The sequence below is a fragment of the Priestia sp. YIM B13490 genome (assembly GCF_042787735.1).
Taxonomy (GTDB): domain Bacteria; phylum Bacillota; class Bacilli; order Bacillales; family Bacillaceae_H; genus Priestia; species Priestia megaterium.
In genome coordinates, this window is sequence record NZ_JBHZOT010000001.1 from 911717 (window position 1) to 936529 (window position 24813).

22 protein-coding genes and 3 other annotated features are annotated in these 24813 nt (G+C 39.4%); of the genes, 18 read left to right on the forward strand and 4 right to left on the reverse strand.

Annotated features, from left to right (window positions below):
- Positions 1-165: 165 nt before the first annotated feature.
- Positions 166-591: a DUF6843 domain-containing protein gene (locus ACFX4R_RS05220; RefSeq protein ID WP_025751186.1), complete on the forward strand. Its 426-nt coding sequence runs from the start codon at positions 166-168 to the stop codon at positions 589-591.
- Between the two features lie 42 nt (positions 592-633).
- Here the strand turns inward: ACFX4R_RS05220 and ACFX4R_RS05225 are convergent, their stop codons facing one another.
- Positions 634-1086: a hypothetical protein gene (locus tag ACFX4R_RS05225; RefSeq protein WP_013083800.1), complete on the reverse strand. Its 453-nt coding sequence runs from the start codon at positions 1084-1086 to the stop codon at positions 634-636.
- A gap of 172 nt (positions 1087-1258) precedes the next feature.
- Between ACFX4R_RS05225 and ACFX4R_RS05230 the strand changes: the two genes are divergently transcribed.
- A complete protein-coding gene (locus tag ACFX4R_RS05230) occupies positions 1259-2596 on the forward strand; it encodes a sodium-dependent transporter (protein ID WP_162214529.1) in 1338 nt (445 codons plus the stop codon).
- Between the two features lie 303 nt (positions 2597-2899).
- Positions 2900-3301, forward strand: a complete 402-nt coding sequence (locus tag ACFX4R_RS05235; RefSeq protein ID WP_013057709.1) for a hypothetical protein — start codon at positions 2900-2902, stop codon at positions 3299-3301.
- Positions 3302-3349: 48 nt separating this feature from the next.
- Here ACFX4R_RS05235 and ACFX4R_RS05240 read toward each other — a convergent pair whose 3' ends face one another.
- Positions 3350-5044 carry a catalase gene (locus tag ACFX4R_RS05240; protein WP_377569040.1) on the reverse strand — a complete coding sequence of 565 codons (1695 nt, stop codon included), beginning with the start codon at positions 5042-5044 and terminating at the stop codon, positions 3350-3352.
- Between the two features lie 452 nt (positions 5045-5496).
- On the opposite strand from ACFX4R_RS05240, the gene ACFX4R_RS05245 reads away from it, so the two are divergent.
- Both ACFX4R_RS05245 and ACFX4R_RS05250 read left to right on the forward strand, forming a co-directional pair.
- Positions 5497-6666, forward strand: a complete 1170-nt coding sequence (locus ACFX4R_RS05245) for a C40 family peptidase (protein ID WP_043981496.1) — start codon at positions 5497-5499, stop codon at positions 6664-6666.
- 124 nt (positions 6667-6790) lie between these two features.
- Positions 6791-7105, forward strand: a complete 315-nt coding sequence (locus tag ACFX4R_RS05250; protein WP_013083795.1) for an MTH1187 family thiamine-binding protein — start codon at positions 6791-6793, stop codon at positions 7103-7105.
- A 64-nt stretch (positions 7106-7169) separates the two neighbouring features.
- Here the strand turns inward: ACFX4R_RS05250 and ACFX4R_RS05255 are convergent, their stop codons facing one another.
- Positions 7170-8753, reverse strand: a complete 1584-nt coding sequence (locus tag ACFX4R_RS05255; protein WP_043981497.1) for a PucR family transcriptional regulator — start codon at positions 8751-8753, stop codon at positions 7170-7172.
- A gap of 306 nt (positions 8754-9059) precedes the next feature.
- Between ACFX4R_RS05255 and allC the strand changes: the two genes are divergently transcribed.
- From allC to ACFX4R_RS05310, 11 genes are all read left to right on the forward strand, one after another.
- Complete coding sequence (gene allC / locus ACFX4R_RS05260) at positions 9060-10301, forward strand: allantoate deiminase (protein ID WP_377569042.1); 1242 nt, start codon at positions 9060-9062, stop codon at positions 10299-10301.
- Between the two features lie 12 nt (positions 10302-10313).
- Complete coding sequence (locus tag ACFX4R_RS05265; RefSeq protein WP_165574970.1) at positions 10314-11564, forward strand: pyridoxal-phosphate-dependent aminotransferase family protein; 1251 nt, start codon at positions 10314-10316, stop codon at positions 11562-11564.
- Positions 11565-11607: 43 nt separating this feature from the next.
- The gene (gene ggt, locus ACFX4R_RS05270; protein WP_043981500.1) at positions 11608-13218 is read left to right on the forward strand and encodes a gamma-glutamyltransferase; all 1611 of its coding nucleotides are present in this window, start codon (positions 11608-11610) and stop codon (positions 13216-13218) included.
- A 24-nt stretch (positions 13219-13242) separates the two neighbouring features.
- Positions 13243-13827: a chromate transporter gene (locus tag ACFX4R_RS05275; RefSeq protein WP_013057701.1), complete on the forward strand. Its 585-nt coding sequence runs from the start codon at positions 13243-13245 to the stop codon at positions 13825-13827.
- Complete coding sequence (locus ACFX4R_RS05280; protein WP_013083789.1) at positions 13824-14354, forward strand: chromate transporter; 531 nt, start codon at positions 13824-13826, stop codon at positions 14352-14354. Before ACFX4R_RS05275 ends, ACFX4R_RS05280 begins: the two co-directional genes overlap by 4 nt.
- A gap of 59 nt (positions 14355-14413) precedes the next feature.
- Positions 14414-14872 carry a GNAT family N-acetyltransferase gene (locus ACFX4R_RS05285; RefSeq protein ID WP_237074432.1) on the forward strand — a complete coding sequence of 153 codons (459 nt, stop codon included), beginning with the start codon at positions 14414-14416 and terminating at the stop codon, positions 14870-14872.
- Positions 14873-15072: 200 nt separating this feature from the next.
- Positions 15073-15278, forward strand: a binding site (T-box leader).
- Positions 15279-15348: 70 nt separating this feature from the next.
- Positions 15349-15555 (forward strand) — a binding site (T-box leader).
- A gap of 126 nt (positions 15556-15681) precedes the next feature.
- A complete protein-coding gene (locus ACFX4R_RS05290; RefSeq protein WP_013057698.1) occupies positions 15682-16755 on the forward strand; it encodes a bifunctional 3-deoxy-7-phosphoheptulonate synthase/chorismate mutase in 1074 nt (357 codons plus the stop codon).
- A 6-nt stretch (positions 16756-16761) separates the two neighbouring features.
- Positions 16762-16962 (forward strand) — a binding site (T-box leader).
- Between the two features lie 48 nt (positions 16963-17010).
- Positions 17011-18177: a chorismate synthase gene (aroC, locus tag ACFX4R_RS05295; RefSeq protein ID WP_013057697.1), complete on the forward strand. Its 1167-nt coding sequence runs from the start codon at positions 17011-17013 to the stop codon at positions 18175-18177.
- A 20-nt stretch (positions 18178-18197) separates the two neighbouring features.
- Complete coding sequence (locus ACFX4R_RS05300) at positions 18198-19055, forward strand: prephenate dehydrogenase (protein ID WP_013057696.1); 858 nt, start codon at positions 18198-18200, stop codon at positions 19053-19055.
- A gap of 15 nt (positions 19056-19070) precedes the next feature.
- The gene (gene aroA, locus ACFX4R_RS05305; protein WP_043981502.1) at positions 19071-20342 is read left to right on the forward strand and encodes a 3-phosphoshikimate 1-carboxyvinyltransferase; all 1272 of its coding nucleotides are present in this window, start codon (positions 19071-19073) and stop codon (positions 20340-20342) included.
- Positions 20343-20483: 141 nt separating this feature from the next.
- A complete protein-coding gene (locus ACFX4R_RS05310) occupies positions 20484-20729 on the forward strand; it encodes a hypothetical protein (protein ID WP_377569045.1) in 246 nt (81 codons plus the stop codon).
- A gap of 42 nt (positions 20730-20771) precedes the next feature.
- Here ACFX4R_RS05310 and ACFX4R_RS05315 read toward each other — a convergent pair whose 3' ends face one another.
- A complete protein-coding gene (locus tag ACFX4R_RS05315; RefSeq protein ID WP_080781664.1) occupies positions 20772-22316 on the reverse strand; it encodes an FAD-dependent oxidoreductase in 1545 nt (514 codons plus the stop codon).
- Positions 22317-22969: 653 nt separating this feature from the next.
- On the opposite strand from ACFX4R_RS05315, the gene ACFX4R_RS05320 reads away from it, so the two are divergent.
- Both ACFX4R_RS05320 and ACFX4R_RS05325 read left to right on the forward strand, forming a co-directional pair.
- A complete protein-coding gene (locus ACFX4R_RS05320) occupies positions 22970-23941 on the forward strand; it encodes an extracellular catalytic domain type 1 short-chain-length polyhydroxyalkanoate depolymerase (protein WP_016764703.1) in 972 nt (323 codons plus the stop codon).
- 340 nt (positions 23942-24281) lie between these two features.
- Positions 24282-24701: a CBS domain-containing protein gene (locus ACFX4R_RS05325; protein ID WP_013057690.1), complete on the forward strand. Its 420-nt coding sequence runs from the start codon at positions 24282-24284 to the stop codon at positions 24699-24701.
- The last annotated feature ends 112 nt before the right edge of the window (positions 24702-24813 follow it).

Here is a 24813-nt window from a genome sequence, read left to right on the forward strand (position 1 = left end):
GTAAACGCCTGCTAATAGTGTGTGACAAACAATACGTAAATATAGCATATTTGACTGGGTGAACTGGAAAAAATTGAGGGATGCAAAAAGAATATAATCTCACCTTCAACAAAAACTAAAAGCAGTATAGAGGCACGTCTTTTATTAAGAAAGGAGTTGGAAAAAGTGAAAAGGTGGCTTATTTTGTGCTTATTGATTGTAATCGCAGCTGGATGTGGACGCCCAGATGAAACGTCTCAACCGAGCATTTTCCTTATACCAGAAGGGTACAAAGGATGGGTTATGGTCGAATATGATAAAGATAACGGAAACCCCAGCAAGACAGAAGGAGACTACACTGTATTTAAAGTAAATGACCAGGGAGTCGGGAAAACCAAAACGCTTTTAAGCGGCGGCGGCTGGGCAAGAAATAAATATTTCTATGTAAATAAGAATGGAGAGCGAAAGCAATTGAAGCAGGGGAAGATGATTCATGGAACGACTCAAGGTAACAAAAATCATACGGTAACCTACTTTTTCGTCGGCACCGCAAAAGAGTTCGATAAGGCCGGAGACTATCGAAGAAAACTTACCGAAGAAAGTTCTTCGTAAAAAAAGAAACGTTGCCTCTTCGGCAACGTTTCTTTTCTATCTTCATTTGAATGTGCAAAAGACGGTATCTTTTAAACGTTGAATTTCGCTTAATGCTTCTTCTTGCTTATGAATTACCCAATCTGGCAATGAATGTTCAACCGACAGCTCGTCGAAACAAGCCCCGCATGTTTTAACTTCAATATAAGATTCAATATACTGAAGGTGATCTAAGTTATAAGCCCAAAGTCGACGTTCAGGGCATATCGTTTCTAAGTAAAGCGGAAGCTGAAAAAAAGGATCTACTGCTTCAGAAAGTTCTAACGGTCCTTGGCTATCAGCGTTGGTTACGTCTAGATAACCGCAGTGAGGACACGTGCATGAGTGCGTTGACCCGCTCAATTTTTTATCCAGTTTTACAACTCGCGCACATAGTTCGCAGTTTGGACATTTTACTAAGATAAAGTCAAGGAACTTATCTAAAAATTGTTGCTGTATTACTTGCTGATTTGTCATTTTTTGTACCTCTAACTGTCAAACTTTTTTTAGTTACGAAAATAAATCATGAAACCTACATACTATTCATAACACATGATGAGGGTTAAAACAACAAAAACCCTTTTCGACAGAAGGGTTGTGTGCTATAGTATGACAAATCAGAATAAATAAAGAAAAATGGTGAGAAAAAATGAGTCAAAACGAACAATGGACATCAAAAATCGGCTTTATCTTGGCATCTGCCGGTTCTGCAATTGGAATCGGAGCCATTTGGAAACTGCCTTATGTAGCCGGAACAAGCGGAGGAGGGGCCTTCTTTTTACTGTTTATCTTGTTTACAGCAATTATTGGTTTGCCGCTTTTACTTGCTGAATTTGTACTAGGTAGACATACACAAAAAGAAGCAATTCGTGCATATGATGCAGTTGCTCCCGGTTCCCTATGGAAAGCAATCGGGTATTTAGGCGTGATCACATGCTTTATTTTATTATCCTTCTATAGTGTAGTAGGAGGCTGGATTTTGCAATATATTTTTGCAAGCGTCACTGGTCAGCTGAATGGAGTAAGTGATTACGGGAGTTTATTTAACTCGACCATTGCTAATCCAACACGTGCTGTTATCTCTCAATTTGTTTTTCTTCTTTTAACAATTGTTGTAGTCGCAAGAGGCATTCAAAATGGTATTGAAAAAGCAAACAAAATTTTAATGCCTGCTCTCTTTATATTATTTATTATTATCATTATTCGTTCTTTAACATTAGAAGGGGCAATGGAAGGCGTATCTTTCTTTTTGTATCCAGATTTTTCAAAGCTTACATCCCAAACCATTTTGTTTGCGATGGGACAAGCATTCTTTTCCCTTAGCGTAGGCGTTTCAGTTATGGTTACGTACAGTTCGTATCTATCTAAGCAGCAAAACTTGCCAAAATCGGCTATTTCAATTTCAGCGTTAAATATTTTGATTTCTTTACTAGCAGGACTGGCAATTTTCCCTGCAGTCTTTTCAATGGGTGTAAAACCGACGGAAGGACCAGGTCTTTTATTCATTGTATTGCCTTCTATTTTTGAACAGCTTCCGTTCGGAATTGTGTTTCAAACTTTCTTTTTGGCGCTGTTTTTATTTGCCACTTTGACATCTGCGTTTTCGATGTTAGAAATTATTGTTGCTTCTTTAGCCAAAGGAGAGCAGCATAAGCGTATAAAGCTATCTTGGATTTCGGGCTTGCTAATCTTCGTGGTAGGAATACCTTCAGCGCTATCATATGGTTTATTAAGTGACGTATCGATCTTTGGAAAAAGTATCTTTGACGCTTTCGATTTTCTTGTAAGTAATATCCTTATGCCACTCGGAGCTCTTTTAATTGCCATCTTTGTTCCTTGGAAAATGAAAAAAGATGTGCTAATTGAAGAATTTAAGCACGGTTCAACGAATGTGAAGCGCTGGTTCTCTTTATGGCTTCTTGCCATTCGATATATCGCACCTGTTTTAATTATCATTGTATTTATTAATATGCTAGGCTTTATCTAACAAAAAAACGCTGTTAAAACGCTTGGTTTTAACAGCGTTTTTTTGAAGGAAGAGGAGGAGTATGATGCTTGATTTCTTGTATGATATGTTTGTAGGGGCAGGGGTATTCATTTTATTAATAATTCTGTTGCTAGTAGCGAGAACGTCAGGGAAACACAAGAAATAGGCGGGTATAATTCCCAGTGTAAAAACCCCAAAAAAGACTAACACCACAGAATTAAACTATGATAATATATTATCCTATGAGCATAATCAATGCTCACATATGTTGTGATGAAGCGTTTTTTAGAAAGAGGGATCATCTTGAGCGGAGAAGTTCTTGTCAAGATTTTATCTCAAGCGTATGAACAAAAAAAGACATTACCAATCGTCTCATTCTCGTCTTTTTTTGAACAAAAAAAGGTGGGCTTTCGTTTAAATAACGATGTGTCCGCTGATATTATCTACCATACGCTTATGTGTATTCAGAGAAAAACGTGTGTCCAAGATGTGTTAGTGGAAGTACTAAAAGTTGATAGTCCAAACAATGACGGGGCATTTTCTGATTGTGTATATATTTTAGCAAATGGTACAAAACAGCAAGTGAAAGAATGGGTTCAACCCTTACATCCTAAAAGAGTGAAACAAGGATATCAGCACGGGACACCCATTGATGCGCCACAGTTAAAAAATGACTACCACGTGTTTGCCGTTACTTGGTCATAAGCGTTTAACCCAAAAAACATCCTGCTGTCGCTGCAGGATGTTTTTTTGTTAATAAGGATGAGCATCGTGTCCTTTTTCATTAGCTTCTTCTACCGCATCAGCAGCTTTGTTACTTCCTAACGGTGAACCGCCTTCTTTTGGCAATTTCCCGTATGTAGGAGTCATTTCTGCTCCCATTTCAATTTCTAGGGAACCATCATCATGCATCAGAAGACCAATGCCATTTGCTACGCGATTGCCGTAGTCAAAATCACATTGAGTTAAAAGCTCAATCATCTTTGTTTGAACGGTATGGTGACAACATTTTAAGCCGTCTACTAAATTTTGAATAAGCTCATCACGTTCCCAGTCCTCTAGTAAATGATAGCGTTCACCAGCTTGCTTAAAGTCATTTGTACGATCAATTTTTTCTTTTTTTATATTTCCTTCAACATAAGGCTGATGAGGTTTTGGATGGTCATGCGCTTCTTGAAGACCTCCAAGAGAAGAAGGCTCATAATTCACATGCGGATTCTGACCTGGAGCAGCATCTACATGATAGGCCATTTGACCATCGCGTTGATTTGTTGCTACATGTTTTTTCGGCGCGTTAATAGGCAGCTGCAAGTAGTTTGTTCCCACCCGGTGACGCTGCGTGTCGGAATAAGAAAACGTTCTTCCTTGCAGCATTTTATCATCAGAAAAATCTAGCCCGTCTACAAGTACACCAGTACCAAATGCGACTTGCTCCGTTTCAGCAAATACGTTGCTTGGATTTTTATCTAGGACCATTTTACCTACTGGGAGAAATGGAAATTGGTCTTCCGGCCAAATTTTCGTGTCATCAAGCGGATCAAAATCCAGTTCGGGATGCTCTCCATCTTCCATGATTTGTATACAAAGTTCCCACTCGGGGTAGTTACCGCTCTCAATCGCTTCATACAAGTCTTGAGTGGCGTGACTAATATTTTTAGCTTGAATTTCTTCTGCTTGCTTTTGGGTCAAATTTTTAATTCCTTGTTTTGGTTCCCAATGGTATTTCACAAAAAACGCATCGCCATCTTTGTTTACCCACTTATATGTATTAACACCGGAACCTTGCATTTGCCGATAGTTAGCAGGTATGCCCCAAGGTGAAAATAAAAAAGTAATCATATGCATAGCCTCAGGGGTGTGAGAAATAAAATCAAAAATACGCTCGGTATCTTGACGGTTTGTCACAGGATCGGGCTTAAAAGCATGAATCAAATCAGGGAATTTAATAGCATCGCGGATAAAAAATATTTTAAGGTTATTTCCTACTAAGTCCCAGTTTCCGTCTTCTGTGTAGAACTTTACAGCAAATCCCCTTGGGTCTCGCATTGTTTCTGGAGAGTCCTTTCCATGAGTTACGGTAGAAAATCTGACAAAAACGGGCGTCTGTTTGCCTGCTCCTGAAAAAACTTTTGCGCGGGTGTATTTTTCAACGGGCTCGTCACCAAGCTTTCCGTACGTTTCAAAATACCCGTGAGCTCCCGTTCCCCGGGCATGAACAACACGTTCCGGTATACGTTCACGATCAAAATGCGAAAGTTTTTCAATCAGCTGGTAATTTTCAAGAGTAGCAGGGCCTCTGTTGCCTACCGTTCGAGAATTTTGGTTATCACGAATGGGGTGACCTTGACGCGTCGTAAGCGTCTGCTCGTTTTCTCCGGCTGCATAGCGTTTGTCTTCCGAGTCACCTGATCCGCTAACATTTGTACCATGAATGCCTTTATGGCTCATAAAATAATCCTCCTTGTTTCCAACATAACAAGACTATTTTTTTCAGCCCTTGCTTTTTTATTCATTAATATGGAAATAATATAAATTTTTAGAAGAAAAGCTGTTTTACTAGAGAGGGAAACAAATTCGCTAAACGAATAAATTTTAAAAAAGTTTCACATTTCAAAAAAAAATAAATTGTTTTTTTTGAAATATAAAGATAATGTTACGGGTGATTTTTTACCTATTATTAGTGTAGGAAAAGGAATAATATTGGAATATATTAGCTTTTTTGTCGAACTTATTAAGTGTTAAACGACAATAAACTACGACAATATACACCATACAGCTGCGCTACTGTCGTTTCCTGTAACATAAATGTAATATTAGTGATGTTATTTTGTAATAATGTGTTGTTACAATGTAAACGTCTTATAGATTAGTAGATTATGGCATTGGAGGAACCTTTTTTTATGAAAAAGTTGATATATTCGTTAGCGTTATGTGGATCTTTAACAGTAGTACCTACAATTAGTGAAGCTGCTTTAGGAGATGCTACGCTGCACCCAGGAACAAGTAATTCAGATGTGAAAGAATTACAGCAAAAATTAAAAAACAAAGGTTATTTTACATACGGTACAACAACAAACTATTACGGTTCAATCACGACTAGCGCAGTAAAGTCGTTTCAGCGTGCAAATGGTTTATCTGCAGATGGCATTGCAGGTCCATCTACATTTAATAAGCTGCTAGGAAGCTCATCAAGTTCATCAATTAGCTCAAGTTCATTGCTGCGCGTTGGTTCAACTGGACCAAATGTACAATCTTTACAGCAGCAGCTAAAGAATAAAGGCTATTTTAAAGGAACTACGACTCAATACTTCGGTTCAATTACAAAAAATGCAGTAATGGCATTTCAACGTGCAAACGGACTGTCTGTGGACGGAATTGCGGGTCCGGCTACGTTAAGCAAGTTAAAAAATGGCGGTTCTAGCGCTTCAACTGGTGGTTCTAGCTCTAGCAGCTCAACTATTTTACGTCAAGGTATGAAAGGTTCAGCAGTAAGCAGCCTTCAGCAAAAACTAAAAAATAAAGGTTACTTCTCAGCTGGTGTAACAGGCTACTTTGGCTCAATTACAACAAGTGCAGTAAAATCATTTCAACGTGCAAATGGTTTATTAGTAGACGGAGAAGCGGGTCCAGATACGCTGAATAAATTAAATTCAAGCAGCTCTAGCAGCTCAAAACCTTCAACATCAACAGGAAGCAGCACAAGCTCAAGCTCAGCTTCAAAAGTTATTTCATACGGTAAACGTTTTATGGGAACACCTTATGTTTGGGGTGGAGCTGCGCCTGGAGGATTTGATTGCAGTGGTTACCTTAACTATGTATATCGCAATGCAGTAGGTGTAAGTCTTCCTCGTACAGTTGCTAGCATCTATCAAACTGGTACGCGTGTAAGTTCACCTCAGCCTGGCGATATCGTTTTCTTTGAAACGTACCAACCAGGAGCTAGTCATGCTGGCATTTATATCGGAAACGGTCAATTCATGCATGCAGGTTCTTCAACAGGCGTGACAATCACATCACTAAGCAACTCTTACTGGTCAAAACGTTACTTAGGAGCAAAGCGTTACCTATAAGAGTGTAACAAAAAGGAGTAGTTGTAGAACTATTCCTTTTTTCTATACACTATAAACGTAAAAGTAGGAAATTTTTGCGCGATTTGGTATGATAACTAGGGAACAAATAAAAGGAGTGTATAACATGGCTATTGTAGATGTAACCATTATTCCGGTAGGTACGGAAACGCCAAGCGTGAGTCAGTACGTAGCTGATATTCAAAAAGTGTTGGCCAAGCATGAAGATGAAATTACATATCAATTAACCCCTATGAATACATTGATTGAAGGGGAATTAAGCACGCTGCTAAACATTGTTCAAGAGATGCATGAAGTGCCTTTTGAAAATGGTATTCAGCGCGTATGTACAAATTTACGAATTGATGATCGCCGTGATAAAGAAAATCATACGATGGCTGGGAAATTACAATCCGTCCAGTCTAAATTAAAAGCGAAATAAAGAATATGCAATACAATAAAAAACGCTTGAGTATCCACTCAGGCGTTTTTTATTGTATTTATACTTAATTAGCATGCACAAGAGAAAAAATTTGAAAAGCTACGCGCAGCCGAAGGGTTTCCTCTGACGTGTGAATAGGTCTTTTTAATAACTCTTCGCATTTTTCAATTCGATAGATCACCGTGTTCCGATGAACGAATAACTGCTTAGCAGTCTCTGAGATTTGGCAATTGGAATTTAGATATGTTTCAAGCGTGTCAAGTAAGATGGAGCGATCTTTCTTATCGTACTGCAGCAAACCTTCTAATGTTTGAGAATAGTAATCCTGTAAATCGTTTGCTGGAAGCAACCTCAGCAGTTCTTTAAACTGTTTTGGCTGATAAAATTGAATAAGCTTCGACTGATCTTTAAAATGGATGGTTTCAAGAGCTTCAACAGCTTCTTTATATGAGTCAGCGATTGTAAGTAGGGATTGGCTTTGGTTTCCAACTCCAAATGACATTCGCTTGTCGTAGTGACGGTAAACAGCTTCCTGCAAGCGATGCAAGCATTCTATAATCATAGGTTGAGAATGAGGTGTAAACAAAAGAATATAAAGATTGTCATAGAAAAACAAAACGGCCTCTGTATGACCTGTTGATAACTCATATTGAAGGAGCTCATAGATCATATCATCATCGCTGTAAGGCGTGAATGTAGAGTGGATTTTCCCGACGGCGCAAATATAGCTGTTTCCTGCTGATAAGCCCATCATCTGTGCTTGAAAGGAAGCATCTTCAAGCGTTTTATAATAATTGTTAACAAGCTGATTGAAAAAATCGTTTTTTCGTCGCCGTTCAGCTTCATACAAAGCCTGCTGTCTCATCATTTCGAAGGATAAAACGTTTGTCGCTTGTTCAATCGTTAGGAGCGCTGAATCGGATAAAGAAACTTGGTGTTCAATAAGTAAATAACTGTATTTTCTTGTATGAGTAGCAATCGGAAAAAGCGTAACGGTTTTTTTGGTGTGTAAAAAGGAAAAGGTTGTATATTTTACCGTTCGTAAAAACAGCTGCTTAGCGCCCGCTATCGCTTCTTCCATCGGGAGTGAAAAGGGTTCGCGTTTGTTTGTATAAAAGAGTTCATGGCCATGGGTATCAAAAAGGGCAACGTGAGCATTGCATAACGTTTGAATAGATTGCATAATTTTCTCAATGCCTTTTCCTTGTAAGATGTACGAGGAAAATAGCTGATGTGTGACCATCGCTTGCTGAAGCTCGGCTGTTTTTTTATCTAAAATAAAGCTGAGAGATTCGTTAATAACTGCGCCTAACGTTTCGTCCGTTTGGAAATCAATGATCGGAAAGTGAAGTTCATCAGCTAGCTGACAAATAGAAGCAGGCACGTGTTCGAAAAAGCGCTTCGTTTTTATGGCCAATCCTGCACATTTCTTTTTAGCCATTCCTTCTACAAGTTTTGCTAAGCTTTCTTCATGTTCTTTGAAGTGATAACCCGTTGTAATTAAAAACTCTCCTTCTTTTAAAAAAGATAAAATATCGGGTGCATCCATCATATTGACGTTATGTACTTTGCGGGTGACTCCTTTTTGCCCGGCTACTACAGATGCTTTTTCATAAATTGGAATGCGTAAAAGAGTTTGTAGTTCCATTATTTATTACTCCTTTTGTTAAAAATTCTCACATTTCCCTGCGCGTATTTTTATCTATCTTTTATTTTATAAGAAAGTTTAGTTAAAATAAATAAAATTTTCAGAAAAAAATGTATAAATTGTTAATGAAGAAGTATATTCAATCCTGTAAGATAAAGTAAATAACATATAATGTTAGAAAAAGTGACGCATATAAGACTTTGTATATTTAGTGATAATAGCTAAAAAAACACTAAATCATTGTAGAAAGTGTTAATGAAAACAATCAGTCATTTTCTTAAAATGAAGATAGCAGGAGGGATAGCAATGGTTGCAGATATGACGGGAAAATCTAAGCTTTGTCAGCAAATCGAAGAAAACGTTAGCTGGTTGTCACAGTTTGGGTTAGATGAAAAAGAAGGGGTCACGAGGCTTTTATATACGGAACAGTGGAATGCAGCTCAAAAGGCATTGGAAGAAAAAATGAAGGGACTTCACCTCAAAACATATTACGATGATGTAGGAAATTTATTTGGACGGTTGCAAGGAACGGGTTCAGAACAACAAGTTATTTTAACAGGATCCCATATCGATACCGTGATAAACGGAGGAAAGTATGACGGGGCGTTTGGTGTTGTGGCAGGTATCATTGCTCTGCAGTACCTATATGCACATTACGGCTCCCCTACAAAAACCTTAGAGGTCGTATCACTTTGTGAAGAAGAAGGCAGCAGATTTCCTCTTACGTATTGGGGATCAGGCAATATGAATGGATTACACAGCAAAAGTGATGCAAAACATGTTATAAATAAAGAAGGGGTTAAGCTGGATGACGCAATGAAACAGCTCAATTTCGGAAAAGGCCTCCACAGCGAGCCATACCGCACGGACATCGCTTCTTTTATTGAACTGCATATCGAACAAGGAAAGCAGCTTGAAATGTCTCGTTGCGATATCGGAATTGTTTCTAGTATCGTCGGGCAGAAACGATTTACAGTATCTGTTAAAGGTGAAAGTAACCATGCGGGCACAACCCCGATGAACATCAGAAAAGATGCATTTTATGCGAGCTGCAAACTTGCTAAAGCATTTATTGAATTGAGCGAAAAATATCATAACGCTTTATACGTAACGGTTGGCAAAATTACACTTTCTCCAAATGCACCGAATGTAATACCAGGATATGTAGAATTCACGGTTGATATAAGACATCATGAATATGAGGTTTTACAAGAGACAGAACGAGAAATGAAGGAAATTATAAAGCGAACATCAGGGGATTTAGATGTCAATATCGACTGCTGGATGGATGAAAAACCTGTCGCCATGAGTGGAGAATTATCTGAACTTTCCAAAATTATTTCCTCGGAAAAGAATATCTCCTCCCGAGAATTAGTAAGCGGTGCAGGACACGACTCGCAGGTATTCGGACGAAGAGTTCCCACATGTTTGTTATTCGTACCGAGCCAAGATGGAATCAGCCATTCCCCAAAGGAATTCACCAAAGGAGAACAGTTAGAAAAAGGAGTAAAGGTCTTAATAGAACTATTATATAAACTTGCCTACTAGGAGGAATTTGACATGACTATAACAAAACAGCTTCATACACCGCCGCGTACGATTATGACACCCGGACCCGTAGAAGCAGATCCCCGCGTATTAAGAGCATTAGGAACACCTATTTTAGGTCAGTTTGACCCCGCATTTACGCACATTATGAACGAGACGATGGAAATGCTTCGTGAACTATTTCAAACCAAAAACAAATGGGCTTTTCCCGTTGATGGAACGTCTAGAGCTGGGATTGAAGCCGTTCTTGCAAGTGTAATTGAGCCTGGCGATAAAGTGTTCGTCCCTATTTTCGGCCGCTTCGGCTATTTATTAACGGAAATTGCCGAGCGCTACGGAGCTGATGTACACAACATTGAATGCGAATGGGGAGAAGTGTTTGACCCTGAAACAGTTATTCGTGAAATAAAAAAAGTAAATCCGAAAATTGTTGCAATGGTTCATGGTGAAACGTCTACAGGAAGAATGCAGCGGCTTAAAGAAATTGGTGCTGCATGCCGCAACCAAGATGTTTTATTTATCGTCGACGCAGTAGCCACTATTGGCGGTACGGATGTAAAAGTAGATGAGTGGAACATTGACGCATTGATTGCAGGCACACAAAAGTGTTTATCTGTTCCGTCCGGCATGGCACCTATTACGTACAATGATCGTATTGAAAAAATTATCATGGAACGTAAAAAAGTTGAAAAAGGAATTGCGACAAAAGCAGATGCTCAAACTGTTCGTCTGCGTCCGAATATTATCAGCAACTATTTTGATTTGAGTCAGCTTCAAGACTATTGGAGTGAGCGTAGATTAAATCATCACACGGAAGCAACGTCCATGCTCTATGCTTTAAGAGAAGGGCTGCGCGTTATTTTAGAAGAAGGATTAGAGGAAAGATTTGCAAGGCATCGCCTCCATGAAAAAGCACTTGTAGCCGGTATTAAAGCAATGGGATTATCTTTATTCGGAGATGAGGATTCAAAAGTTCCAACCGTTACTTGTGTTTTAATTCCCCTAGGTATTGACGGAGAGGAAGTTCGTTCTACGCTTCTTGAACAATTTGGGATTGAAATTGCAAGTTCTTTTGGGCCAATGCACGGAAAAATATGGCGTATCGGTACAATGGGATACAGCTGTCGAAAAGACAACGTTCTCTTTACATTGGCTGGTCTTGAAGCAGTGCTTATTCGAAACGGGGCAAGCGTGAATGCAGGTTCTGCTTTACAAGCAGCATTAGAAGTTTACGAGGAAGAAGTAGCGCTGTCTAGTCTGTAAAGATTCGTTTTATTCATCATATAAAGAAAAGAGGAGATTTTCTATGAGCGAATACTTTTTTACACACCCCTATGCATCGCAGCGTACGTGTACGTTTGGAAAAAACGGAATGGTAGCAACTAGTCAGCCTCTTGCCGCTCAGGCGGGTCTTGAAATGTTGAAAAAAGGAGGCAATGCGGTAGATGCTGCTATTGCCTCGGCAGCTTGTTTAACGGTTGTAGAGCCCACGTCAAATGGAATTGGCGGAGACGCATTTGCTCTCGTGTGGATAAATGAAGAGCTATATGGACTCAACGCGAGCGGTCCTGCTCCTGCTTCTATCTCTATTGAGGCTCTGCGTGCCATGGGGATAAAAGAGATGCCGGCTCGCGGTTTTGTTCCTGTTACGGTCCCAGGTGCCCCCAGCGCGTGGGTGGAGCTGTCAAAACGCTTTGGCCGGTTATCGTTAAAAGAAGTGCTGCAGCCTGCTATTTCGTATGCACAAGAAGGGTTCCCAATCTCCCCGATTTTAGGGTACAATTGGGAACGAGCGTTTGAACGATTTACACACGCATTAAAAGGTGACGAATATAAGCACTGGTTTGAGACGTTTACCAACAATGGATCAGCTCCTAAAGTAGGGGAAGTGTGGCGATCACCGGACCATGCTGCTACGCTGCTTGAAATTGCCGAAACGAATGGAGAATCTTTTTACAGAGGGGATTTAGCTGATAAAATAGCAGCTTTTTCGAAAAAATACGGCGGATTTTTAGCAAAAGAAGATTTAGCAGCTTTTAAAGCAGAGTGGGTGAAGCCAATTTCAACTTCTTACCGAGGATATGATGTGTGGGAAATTCCGCCTAACGGCCAAGGCCTTATTGCACTTTTAGCTTTAAATACGCTAAAAGGCTTCTCTTTCGATGCCAAAGATTCTGTCGATACATATCACAAGCAAATTGAAGCCATGAAGCTAGCGTTTGCAGATGGACAAAAATTCATTACGGATGCTGATAAAATGACAGTAGCAGTTGAAGATTTGTTGAATGATTCTTATGCAAACAAGCGCAGAGGGCTGATTGGTGAAAAAGCGCTTATTCCTGAAGCCGGACAGCCGTCTCATAGCGGCACGATCTATTTAGCGACAGCTGATGGAGAAGGAAACATGGTATCATTCATTCAAAGTAATTACATGGATTTTGGCTCAGGACTTGTCGTACCTAATACGGGCATATGCCTGCAAAACCGCGGGCATAATTTTTCGTTAGATCCACAGCACCATAACCGATTAGAACCAGGAAAACGAACCTATCATACCATTATTCCTGGATTTTTAACAAAGAATAAAAGTGCTGTAGGTCCATTCGGTGTAATGGGCAAATTCATGCAGCCTCAAGGACATGTGCAAGTCGTCATGAATATGATCGATTTCCATCTAAATCCTCAGGCAGCTTTAGATGCACCAAGATGGCAGTGGATTGAACATAAAAAGGTTCTTGTGGAAAAAGAAATGCCTTCACATATTGTAGAAGCATTAGAACGCAAAGGGCATGATATTCATGTGGCTACGAGCAGACATACGTTTGGAAGAGGGCAGATCATTTTAAGAGACGAACAAACCGGTGTATTATACGGCGGCACAGAAGCGCGAACAGACGGAGCTGTCGTTGCTTATTAGATCACAGAGAAAGGAGTGCGAGAAATGCGACAATTGGATATTTTTATAGCGTTTTTTCGCTCAGGTATGCTCGGCTACGGAGGCGGACCTTCAGCTATTCCACTTGTAAAAAAAGAAGTGGTCGATACGTACAAATGGATGGATGACGATGAATTTGGCGATTTATTAGCAATCGCCAATACGCTGCCTGGGCCTATTGCTACAAAGCTGGCTGGATACATCGGCTATCGAGTCGGCGGTATTTTGGGTCTCGGGACAGCTTTATTTGCAGCCGTTATTCCAACCGTTTTTTTAATGGTATTGCTGTTAACAACTTTAACGCAATTTAAAGATCAGCCGTGGGTTATGGGCATGACCAAAGCAGTTGTTCCTGTAGTAGGAGTTATGCTCGCGGTTATGACGTGGGACTTTTTTAAAAAATCAACGTCTGGTCTAGGGTGGACGCCAGCTATTATCTTACTGATTATTAGTTTAGGGCTAATGGAATTTGCCCATATCCATCCAGCGGTCATTATTATTGTTCTTATGGCAGCAGCTTGGATTCCGCTAAAACGAAAAGGAAAAAAAGGTGAAAGTGCTGAACACAAGCAAAAGAGGGAATCGGTATGATTTATATTCAGCTATTTATGGCGTTTTTTGTTTCAAATATTTTAGGCTATGGAGGCGGACCTGCGTCGATTCCGCTTATTCAAAAAGAAGTCGTGGATCACTATCATTGGCTTACGGTCAAAGAGTTTAGTGAAATGCTGGCAATTGGAAATGCGCTGCCTGGTCCGATTGCAACAAAAATGGCGGGGTTTATCGGATATCAGCAGGCAGGGATTTTAGGCTCGGTGGTTGCTCTTTTTGCAACGATTGCTCCATCGGTTTTACTTTTAGTTATTTTACTTCGAATATTATTTAAGTATAAAGATTCGCCAAATGTTAAGAAAATGACGAACTACATTCGTCCCGTTATCGCCATTTTACTTGGCTTGATGGCATATGAATTTTTTATGAATTCATACGGTGATTCAGGTATATGGCAAACTTTATTTTTAGTAGCAGCCAGTTTTCTATTATTGGAAAAATTGCGCGTGCATCCAGCGTTCGTTATTGTCGGAGCACTCGTATACGGAGCTGTTTTTCTTGCTTAAATGAGGCTCTCGAAGGATGAGAGTTTTTTTGTGTAAAAGAGACGAAAAGAGGGGAAGTCATGGTTGAAAAAGCAGCGCTAGAAAACGTTCAGGATTTGGTTAAACTGCGAATGTTGCTCATGAAAGAATTGGGAGAATTAAACGGGAATGAGGAGCTGTTTCGAAAAGCTACAGAAGAATATTTTACTGCAAATATAAATAATCCACATAGCTATACGGCTATTTTAAAAGCGGATGGAGAAATTGTATCAGTAGGAAGCATCGTCTTTTTTATACGTCCGCCTTCACCGAGTAACCTCCAAGGAAAAGAAGCATATATTATGAACATGTATACAGCTTTTAATCACCGAAAGCACGGCTGTTCTTCAGCTATTTTAAAGCATTTGATGCAGTACTGCCAAAAAAATGGTGTAAATCGAATATGGTTAAATACTTCTTCCGCTGGAAAAAGCTTGTATCAAAAACATGGATTTATTGAATATGAATCTGAAATGGAATATAAGTTTGAAAAAAATTAGAGCAGCAAAACTCTTGATAGATATGGGTTTGAAGGAGCTATGGTTTTTGAAAAATAAAAAAAATTAATAAAAAGTGTTGACGAAGATAAAAAAACCATTCATAATACAAATCAACATCACACAACATTACACACAACTTGGAAGCGACAAACAGTTTCAAACGATCGGAACTGATTATCCAAGTACACATACATAGTCAATACTGAGCGTTGATAGGAGCACTAGTAGAAAAAATTTCCCTGTAACAGAGAGCTGACGGTTGCTGCGAGTCAGAACACAAATTTTTTCGAAGTACATTCCTTGAGCATCTTTTCCGAGTAGGAAAAGACGGCCTAGCCGTTATTTTAATGAAGAGGCAAGCAAAATGCTTGCAACTAGGGTGGTACCGCGAATTTTCGTCCCTACTGACTCTTAAGAAAAATCTTAAGGGTGAGTAGGGACTTTTTGTATTTCGGCCCATTATAATTTTATATCCATTACAAGCGATGAAAAGAGCATAGTAGCAAAATCTTCCCTGTATTCAGAGAGCTGATGGTTGGTGCGAATCAGTACAAAAGAGATTGCGAATTACATTCTTGGAGCTTTCTTTTGGCAATAGTCAAAAGCGGCAATAGCCGTTATCTTAATGAAGAGGCAAGCAATGCTTGCAATTAGGGTGGTACCGCGATCAATTCGTCCCTACTGATACAATCAGTAGGGACTTTTTGTATATCCGCATAAGCGGCTGTGTAGGTGTAAAACGGATTTTTCAATACAAACTAAACGAGAAGATCCGTTCAAGGTTATAAAATCAAAGGAGGATTTTTAAAATGACAAAATCACTAGAACAATTACGAGGACAAATCGACGAAATAAATTTAGAAATTTTAGAATTATTAAATAAACGCGGTGAAATCGCACAAGAAATCGGAAAAGTAAAAGGTACACAAGGTGTGAATCGCTTTGATCCAGTTCGTGAACGTAAATCGTTAGATCAAATCTTAGCTAACCATAATGGACCATTCGAAGCTTCAACAATTCAGCATATTTTCAAAGAAATTTTCAAAGCAAGCTTAGAGCTTCAAGAAGACGATCACCGCAAAGCACTTCTTGTATCTCGTAAAAAGAAATCTGAAGATACAATCGTTGACATCAACGGTACAAAAGTAGGACCTGGAAACTTAGAATTTGTAATGGGACCATGTGCAGTAGAAAGCTACGAACAAGTAAAAGAAGTGGGCTTAGCGCTTAAAGAACAAGGTATTACGTTAATGCGCGGCGGAGCGTTCAAACCACGTACATCACCTTACGATTTCCAAGGTCTTGGAGTGGAAGGCTTAAAAATCTTACGTCAAGTAGGCGATGAACTAGGCCTATCAATTATCAGTGAAATTGTTTCTCCTCAAGATATTGAAACGGCTCTCGACTACGTAGATGTGATTCAAATTGGTGCACGTAATATGCAAAACTTCGAGCTATTAAAAGCTGCAGGTTCTGTAGACAAACCGATTCTTTTAAAACGTGGATTGGCAGCAACAATTGAAGAATTCATTAACGCTGCTGAATACATTATGTCTCGCGGAAATGGAAACATTATTCTTTGTGAACGCGGTATCCGCACATACGAGCGTGCAACACGCAACACATTAGATATCTCAGCTGTTCCAATCTTGAAAAAAGAAACGCATTTACCAGTTGTAGTAGACGTAACGCATTCAACAGGACGCAAAGACTTATTATTACCATGTGCAAAAGCAGCGATTGCTATCGGCGCAGATGCTGTAATGGCAGAAGTTCATCCAGACCCAGCAGTAGCACTATCAGATTCAGCACAGCAAATGAACATTCCTGAATTCCACAAATTCATGGAAGAATTAAAAGGTGCAGCAGTAAAATTATCTTAATTTCATAGTGATACAGCGATAAGAAACTAGTAGCAAACATTTCCCTGTCTCAGAGAGCTGACGGTTGGTGGAAGTCAGTACACAAATGTGAGCGAATTACACTCTTTGAGTACTCTTTTACAGAGCGGTCAGCGGATCGTTAACAATTCGAGGTGGCAAGCAATGTTTGCAACTAGGGTGGTATCGCGAGAAAAACTCGTCCCTATGGCGTAGGGGCGAGTTTTTTTATTTTTATAACAGAAAGGAATCGATAATATGAGATATTTAACAGCAGGAGAATCGCACGGACCTCAATTAACAGCGATTATTGAAGGAGTACCGGCAGGGCTTGAATTGACAGCCGAACATATTAATGAAGATTTAGCAAGAAGACAAAAGGGACATGGGCGCGGACGCCGCATGCAGATTGAAAAAGATCAAGTTCAGATTAAAGGCGGGGTTCGCCACGGTGAGACGCTTGGTTCACCTATTGCTTTAGTCGTTGAAAACAAAGATTTTACTCACTGGAGAAATATTATGGGTGCTGATCCAGTCGATCATGATGAAGAAGTAAAGCGACAAATTACAAAACCTCGTCCAGGTCATGCTGATTTAAATGGAGCGATTAAATACGGTCACAGAGATATGCGAAACGTATTGGAACGTTCATCTGCTCGTGAAACGACGGTACGAGTAGCCACAGGCGCAGTTGCCAAACAAGTACTAAAAGCTGTAGGCGTAAATATTGCATGTCACGTGCTTGAAATCGGCGGTGTGAAAGCTGAAAAAACGGCATATGAGTCACTGACAGAACTTCAGGAAAAAACAGAAGCGTCACCTGTTCGCTGCTTAGATGAAGAAGCGGGACAGAAAATGATGAAAGCAATCGATGATGCAAAAGAAAATGGAGACAGCATTGGTGGCGTAGTGGAAGTAGTAGTAGAAGGAATGCCTACTGCAGTGGGAAGTTACGTGCACTATGATCGTAAGTTAGACTCAAAGCTAGCTGCTGCTATTATGAGCATTAACGCGTTTAAAGGCGTTGAAATCGGCGTAGGCTTTGAAGCAGCTCGCAGACCGGGAAGTGAAGTCCATGATGAAATTCTATGGGATGAACAAAACGGCTATACGCGTAAAACGAACAATGCTGGAGGTCTAGAAGGAGGCATGACAACAGGGATGCCGATTGTTGTGCGAGGCGTCATGAAACCTATTCCTACCTTATACAAGCCGCTGCAAAGTGTAGATATTGATACAAAAGAGCCATTTGCTGCAAGTATTGAACGCTCAGACAGCTGTGCAGTACCGGCGGCAGCGGTTGTAGCAGAATCAGTGATTGCTTGGGAACTAGCATCTGCTATTATCGATCAATTTGGGGCAGATCGAATTCAGTTAATTCAAGAAAACGTAAAAAAACATGAAGAATACGCAAAGCAATTTTAATGAATAGAGGAGAATGAAAGGTGAAAACACGTGTATTACTTATTGGCGTCGGCCTTATTGGAGGATCATTAGCGCTAGCTATGAAGAAGCATCGTCACGTCACAGTCGTTGGAGCTGATATCAATACAAATGAAGTACAAGTAGCCAACCAGCTAGGTATCGTTGATTATGTAGCTGAAGATATAAAAACAGAAGCAGCCCAAGCAGATTATATCGTGCTTGCTACTCCAGTAGAGTACACGACAGCATGGATACACGACCTTTCTACTTGGAAGCTTAAAGAAACGGTTATCGTAACGGATGTCGGAAGTACCAAAGGTGAAATTATGAAAGCAGCCGAAGCGCTGAATAAGAAACGTATTTCATTTATTGGCGGACATCCGATGGCTGGTTCTCATACGAGCGGTGCAGTCAATGCACGAGCGGATTTATTTTGTTCGGCGCGCTATATTTTAACGCCGTTTGAAAATGAGCAAAAAGAAAAAATAGATGCGCTTATGCATTTGCTAGAGCCTACAGGTGCACAATTTGTACCGCTTGATGCAGCTACTCATGACCAAATCACTGGAGTTGTCAGTCATTTACCTCATGTGATTGCGACCAGTCTTGTAAGACAAGTAAAAGGATATTCAGCACAGAATCATCTTGTCACGGAAATGGCAGCAGGCGGTTTTCGAGATATTACGAGAATTGCTTCAAGCAATCCTCATATGTGGAGAGATATACTAAAACAAAACCGTTCTATGCTTTTAACATTGCTTGATGACTGGATGAAAGAAATGGAACAAGTAAAACTATTAGTAGAAAAAGGTGACGGTCACGAATTATTTGATTACTTTTCAGATGCCAAAGAATTTCGTGATTCGCTTCACGCATAAAAGGAGAGACATATTGTGACAGTAAAAGCTTTACGAGGAACGATTCAAATTCCAGGAGATAAATCTATTTCTCACCGTTCCGTTATGTTTGGTTCGATTGCAGAAGGAACAACAACGATTAACGGGTTTTTGCCAGGTGACGATTGTCTTAGCACTATTTCCTGCTTTCAAAAACTAGGTGTAGATATTCAAATGATTGATGAACAAAGCGTGGTAGTGAAAGGAAAAGGGATACAAGCTCTAAAAGAGCCATCTGATATTTTAGATGTTGGCAATTCGGGCACCACGATTCGCCTCATGATGGGGATTTTAGCAAATACACCCTTTCATTCAACATTGATTGGAGACGAATCTATTGCCAAACGCCCTATGAAGCGTGTGACCGGTCCGCTTCGTGATATGAATATTCATTTAGACGGTCGAAAAGATGCTAATTTTACACCGCTTGTTATTCGAGGTGGGAAAGCAAAAGGTATACACTATACATCGCCCGTTGCAAGCGCACAAGTAAAATCAGCTATTTTACTTGCTGGACTGCAGGCGGAAGGAATAACTTCTGTAACGGAACCGGCGAAATCACGTGATCATACAGAACGTATGCTAGAGGCATTTGGTGTTAAAGTCGAAGAAGAAGGCTTAACCGTTTCAATTGAAGGCGGTCAAACGTTAAGAGGAACGCATGTAGAAGTCCCTGGTGATATTTCGTCAGCTGCATTCTTTTTAGTAGCGGGGGCTATTATTGCAAACAGCCGCATTGAAATCCAAAAAGTTGGAATGAATCCGACTCGAACGGGTATTTTAGATGTGCTTTCAGATATGGGCGCTTCAATCGAAACAGTCAAAGAAACAAAAGAAACAGCGGAACCCTATGCAGATTTAGTTGTAGAAGCTTCTCACTTAAAAGGTACGGAAGTAGGCGGACACTTAATTCCACGCCTAATTGACGAAATCCCAATTATTGCACTAGCTGCCACGCAGGCAGAAGGGATTACAGTTATTAAAGATGCTGCAGAGTTAAAAGTCAAAGAAACAAACCGTATTGATACGGTAGTGAATGAGTTAACCAAAATGGGCGCTAACATTGAAGCAACGGAAGATGGAATGATTATTCACGGAGGTGCAAAACTTCACGGAGCAAATGTAAACAGCCACGGAGATCACCGTATCGGTATGATGCTTGCTGTTGCCTCTTGTATTGCAGAAGGGGAAACAATTATTGAAAATCGTGACGCGGTATCCGTCTCTTACCCGCAGTTTTTTGCTCACTTAGAGTCTTTACAGCAGTAAATTCCCTTATTATGTTAAAATAGCAGTTTGAAAGTTATAAGGAATTTATAAAATTAAAACCAATGACTCTATATTTCGCCTGAGAAATCCGATATAATCATTACAACACCTCTAGTATTAAATAGAATTTGGTGAATGATTATGTTTTTGATGATTGTCTACATGGGGGCCATTTTATTTTTTATAAAAATGTTTATGGATCGAGATTTTATTTGGTTTTTATTCCTATTGCCATTTTTGATGTTTGTTATGTTTTTCGAAACAGACTATCTTGATCATGTCCCTGAATCTGGAAGGTTAATTATCTTTACATTTTCTTTTTTAGTCATTTATGCAATGGTTTTGGTGTATAATCGATACTTTAGAAAAGAAGAATGTAAAGAGTAAACTCAAATGTGAATCCATTGATAATGATAAAAAAAGCATGCCCTACGGCGTGCTTTTTTTATCGCTTGAATTGACATCCACTGGTGTAAGCGGCTTTTTAGCAGGGCCTTCTACCACAGATCCGTCGTAAGAGAAACGAGAGCCGTGACAAGGGCAGTCCCACGTGCGGTCACCAGCGTTCCAATTTACTTCACATCCTAAGTGCGTGCATGTAGTATCGACGCAGTGAAGGTTACCCTGAGGATCTTTATAAGCCCCCGTACGTTTGCTGTTTACATATACGACCGACCCTTCATCATTTTGGAGCTGATCCAGTCCTTTTTCAGGCATTGAAAACTTACCGGTAATAAAGTGTTCAGCCACATCAAGATTTTGACGAAAGAAATGTTTAAGGCTAGGGTCCGCATAAAAACGAGATGGATTATACAAATCTGCATATGGGTTGTCTTTTCCGGTTATTGCATCTCGAATAATATGTGCTGCAATGGTGCTATGAGTCATCCCCCATTTTTTAAATCCGGTGGCAATAAAGATATTTGGCTTGCTTTCTTTAATGGGACCGATATATGGAATTTTATCAAGCGTAAATAAATCTTGTGCAGACCATTTATAACGAAAATGTTGAACAGTAAAATTTTCTTCGGCAAACCTCTGAAGGGACTCATAGTGGAACATAGTATTAATTCCTTGTCCAGCTTTGTGGCCTTCTCCACCAATTAAAATGAGTTCTTCTCCGTCAACTTTTGTTGAACGCAGAGAATGAGTAGGCTGATCAGCACTTAAATACATGCCTCCAGGGTAAGTTTGTTCAACTTTTGCTGCTAACACATACGAACGTTTGGCATACATACGCGTATAGTAAAAGCCCGCTCCATCATAAAATGGAAAGTGTGAACACGCCACTACATATTTGCAAGAAATTCGATGTCCGTCTCTTGTGACAACGGTGGGCGACGTGCTTTCTTCTACATCCGTTGCTACGGTGTTTTCAAAAATCAATCCGCCGTTTTCTGTGAATTTTTTTACTAAATGAAGCAGGTATTTTAACGGGTGAAACTGAGCTTGATCTTTCATAATAGCTGCTGCCCTAATATCAAAACTAAAAGGAATCTCTGTTGCAAATTCACATGGAATATGTAATCGCTGATAGGCTCGAAATTCTTTACGAACTCGATGATCAAACTCCAGCGTTTCTCCGTACAAGTAAGCATCTTGTATCGAAAAATCACAGTCAATGTTTTCCGTTTGAATTAAGTTTTTCATAAACTGCAGTGCTTGTTCGTTTGCTTTATAATACAGCAGCGTTTTTTCTTCGCCAATGTGTGAAAGCAGCTCATCGTAGATAACGTCATGCTGAGCTGTAATCTTTGCTGTTGTGTGACCGGTTGTACCATTTAAAATATTATCAGCTTCAATTAACGCCACGTTCAGTCCTTCTTTTTGTAATAAATAAGCTGTTGTAATACCGCTAATACCGCCTCCTACTACTACAACATCAACTTTTCGATTTTCTGAAAGAGATGGGTATGTTGGAAACTTTAAATGATCGCGCCAGTAGGGCTCAGTATCCTTTGGGATATTTGCCAATTTATTCACCTCCATATGATAAGTCTTATTTTTACCATAGTTTTCTAAAAAATGTATACAAAATAAAGGAATCTACCCCAATAGCATCTCTTTGCTGTACCTATTTAAGCAAAAGGAAGGGAAAAGAGTGATTGCAACCAGCCTTTGTATGATTGTTGCGAACGAAGAAGAGGTTAAACCAAAAACATTTGCTCTTTAAGGTTCTTCTTTTTCAACGTGGCTTCCGCACCTGCACCTTGCCATTTGCTGCGAAAGAATTGGTGAATAAAAAGCAAAATATAAAATAGTAAAGGTTACAGATTTAAACATGAAGAGCAATAAATTCATATAAATGATAGGGAGCATCATATAATAAAAGTATAGAGGCTTAATTCGGCAAAAGGTATTTAAACATCAAGGTCCAAATAAAAGGGCAAACGGCATGTTTGTCCTTTTTTCATGATTATAGTGACAATTTTCATATATAGTAATAAAGTATATATATAGCAAAAAAATCCCAAATTTCAAGAAGATAAAAAACGCCTTAAAACCAAAACAAGTGGTACTCTTAGAGTATGTAGAACGTGCAAAAAAACGAAATAATATGTAGTATTGTAATACAGGACGTAATTGGGAAGAAAAATGAAAACGTTGACAAAAAGAGGAGGGGTACCATGTTGGGTTCACTACCTAATGTTATAAATACGTCAACGCTTGTGTCTTCAAGTGAACAACAAGAAGCGTCATCTGAATCATTTAAAACATATACTCATAAAGGAAAAAAATTCAAGGTCTATTTACCTAAATCCTATCATATTTTAAAATCTTACCCACTAATGGTTATGCTGCATGGATGTACACAAAATGCAGATGATTTTGCAATAGGCACGCAAATGAATGAGCTCGCCGACGAAAAAGAATTTATTGTCGTATACCCACAGCAGTCTTCTAACTCAAATATGAATAAATGCTGGAACTGGTTTGAACCTCTTCATCAAATTAGAGGGTTTGGCGAGCCAGCTATTATTGCAGGGATTGTAAAAAAAGTCCAAAACATGCACTTTATTCAGAAAAATAAAGTGTTTATTGCCGGTCTGTCAGCAGGAGGAGCAATGAGCATCGTTATGGGGGTAACGTATCCAGAACTGTTTGCTGGAATAGGTGTGTCAGCAGGTATCGAATATCAGGCGGCTCTTAACGTATTTAATGCGTATTCTGTCATGGCCAGTAAAGGTCCTTCCCCCGTTAAACAAGGAAGAATTGCTTATCAGCAAATGGGAAAACGGGCAAAGCCACTGCCGCTCATTGTATTTCATGGTAACGCTGATTCTACGGTAAATGTAGCCAATGCAGATCAAGTGGTTCACCAGTGGATTACAACGAATAATCTTGCTTATAACGGAAGAATAGATGGATGGATTCAAGATAGCCCGGTTAAAACGAGAGAAGAAAAAATTCTCTTTGGACGGGATTATACAACATATCGCTACGAAAGCAGTAAGGGAGAATTGGCTATTGATAAATATATTATCAATGGAATGGGGCATGCATGGTCAGGAGGGAATTCAGCGGGCAGCTATACAGACCCTAAAGGCCCCAATGCTAGTCGAATCATGTGGGACTTTTTCATGAGTCAAAAAGTATAAACAGAGCATATAATGAGGTTCAGTTGCGTTCTTATCGCAGAGAAGAAGAGCTGAAAGTAGCTCTTCCGGCCCTTATTAGTATAAAGAAGCAGCTGCAGGAACCATTATTTTAACTAGACGTGTTTTTCTAAAAATTAGGATTTGATTATTTAGAAAACGGGTACTGTAATAAAGAAAATAAGAAGTCAAAATTACATAGCTTAGGATTGACAGCTTATAGTTGTAAATGTAAGATAACTGCGAGCTGCATTTTGTATGATTAAAACATTAAAATAAGCCGAAAACTGAAAAAATAAATAGAAATTGTAAGATGAGCGGGTAAGGAAAAGGAGATTAAAAAATGAATATTGCATTTTTCTTAGTACCAAAAAGTGATGTTGTAACACTAAATATTCAATCCACATTAAGACAGGCTCTTGAAAAAATGGAGTATCATCGCTATTCTACAGTTCCGCTAGTTGACGATGATGGTAAATATGTGGGCGTTCTTACTGAAGGAGATCTTCTTTGGAAGTTAAAAAGCCTAGGAGACTATCGCTTTCAAGATACGGAAAATATTAAATTAACAGAGATTGACCGCTATCAAGATTATAACCCAGTTGCTATATATGATGAAGTTCAAAACATCCTTTCAAAGGCAATTGACCAAAATTTTGTTCCTGTAACGGATGATCAAGGTGTATTTATTGGAATTGTGAGAAGAAGAGAAATTCTAGAGTTTTATGCAGAAAGTGCAAGTAAAGTGAAAAATCAAATATAAAAAAAGCCATCTAGAGATGGCTTTTTTTCTTGTCTTATCTCCCCCGTACATCCTCCTAAAAACAGGCTTAGGTCATGGCCCACAGCAATGCACTTCCTTGTACTAGTTTACA

Excerpts from the sequence above, each read along its gene's own strand:
- ACFX4R_RS05225 (WP_013083800.1), bottom strand. The coding sequence starts at position 1,086 with ATGACAAATCAGCAAGTAATACAGCAACAATTTTTAGATAAGTTCCTT.
- ACFX4R_RS05230 (WP_162214529.1), top strand. The coding sequence starts at position 1,259 with ATGAGTCAAAACGAACAATGGACATCAAAAATCGGCTTTATCTTGGCA.
- ACFX4R_RS05240 (WP_377569040.1), bottom strand. The coding sequence starts at position 5,044 with ATGAGCCATAAAGGCATTCATGGTACAAATGTTAGCGGATCAGGTGAC.
- ACFX4R_RS05245 (WP_043981496.1), top strand. The coding sequence starts at position 5,497 with ATGAAAAAGTTGATATATTCGTTAGCGTTATGTGGATCTTTAACAGTA.
- ACFX4R_RS05250 (WP_013083795.1), top strand. The coding sequence starts at position 6,791 with ATGGCTATTGTAGATGTAACCATTATTCCGGTAGGTACGGAAACGCCA.
- ACFX4R_RS05255 (WP_043981497.1), bottom strand. The coding sequence starts at position 8,753 with ATGGAACTACAAACTCTTTTACGCATTCCAATTTATGAAAAAGCATCT.
- allC (WP_377569042.1), top strand. The coding sequence starts at position 9,060 with ATGGTTGCAGATATGACGGGAAAATCTAAGCTTTGTCAGCAAATCGAA.
- ACFX4R_RS05265 (WP_165574970.1), top strand. The coding sequence starts at position 10,314 with ATGACTATAACAAAACAGCTTCATACACCGCCGCGTACGATTATGACA.
- ggt (WP_043981500.1), top strand. The coding sequence starts at position 11,608 with ATGAGCGAATACTTTTTTACACACCCCTATGCATCGCAGCGTACGTGT.
- ACFX4R_RS05275 (WP_013057701.1), top strand. The coding sequence starts at position 13,243 with ATGCGACAATTGGATATTTTTATAGCGTTTTTTCGCTCAGGTATGCTC.
- ACFX4R_RS05280 (WP_013083789.1), top strand. The coding sequence starts at position 13,824 with ATGATTTATATTCAGCTATTTATGGCGTTTTTTGTTTCAAATATTTTA.
- ACFX4R_RS05285 (WP_237074432.1), top strand. The coding sequence starts at position 14,414 with ATGGTTGAAAAAGCAGCGCTAGAAAACGTTCAGGATTTGGTTAAACTG.
- ACFX4R_RS05290 (WP_013057698.1), top strand. The coding sequence starts at position 15,682 with ATGACAAAATCACTAGAACAATTACGAGGACAAATCGACGAAATAAAT.
- aroC (WP_013057697.1), top strand. The coding sequence starts at position 17,011 with ATGAGATATTTAACAGCAGGAGAATCGCACGGACCTCAATTAACAGCG.
- ACFX4R_RS05310 (WP_377569045.1), top strand. The coding sequence starts at position 20,484 with ATGTTTTTGATGATTGTCTACATGGGGGCCATTTTATTTTTTATAAAA.
- ACFX4R_RS05320 (WP_016764703.1), top strand. The coding sequence starts at position 22,970 with ATGTTGGGTTCACTACCTAATGTTATAAATACGTCAACGCTTGTGTCT.
- ACFX4R_RS05325 (WP_013057690.1), top strand. The coding sequence starts at position 24,282 with ATGAATATTGCATTTTTCTTAGTACCAAAAAGTGATGTTGTAACACTA.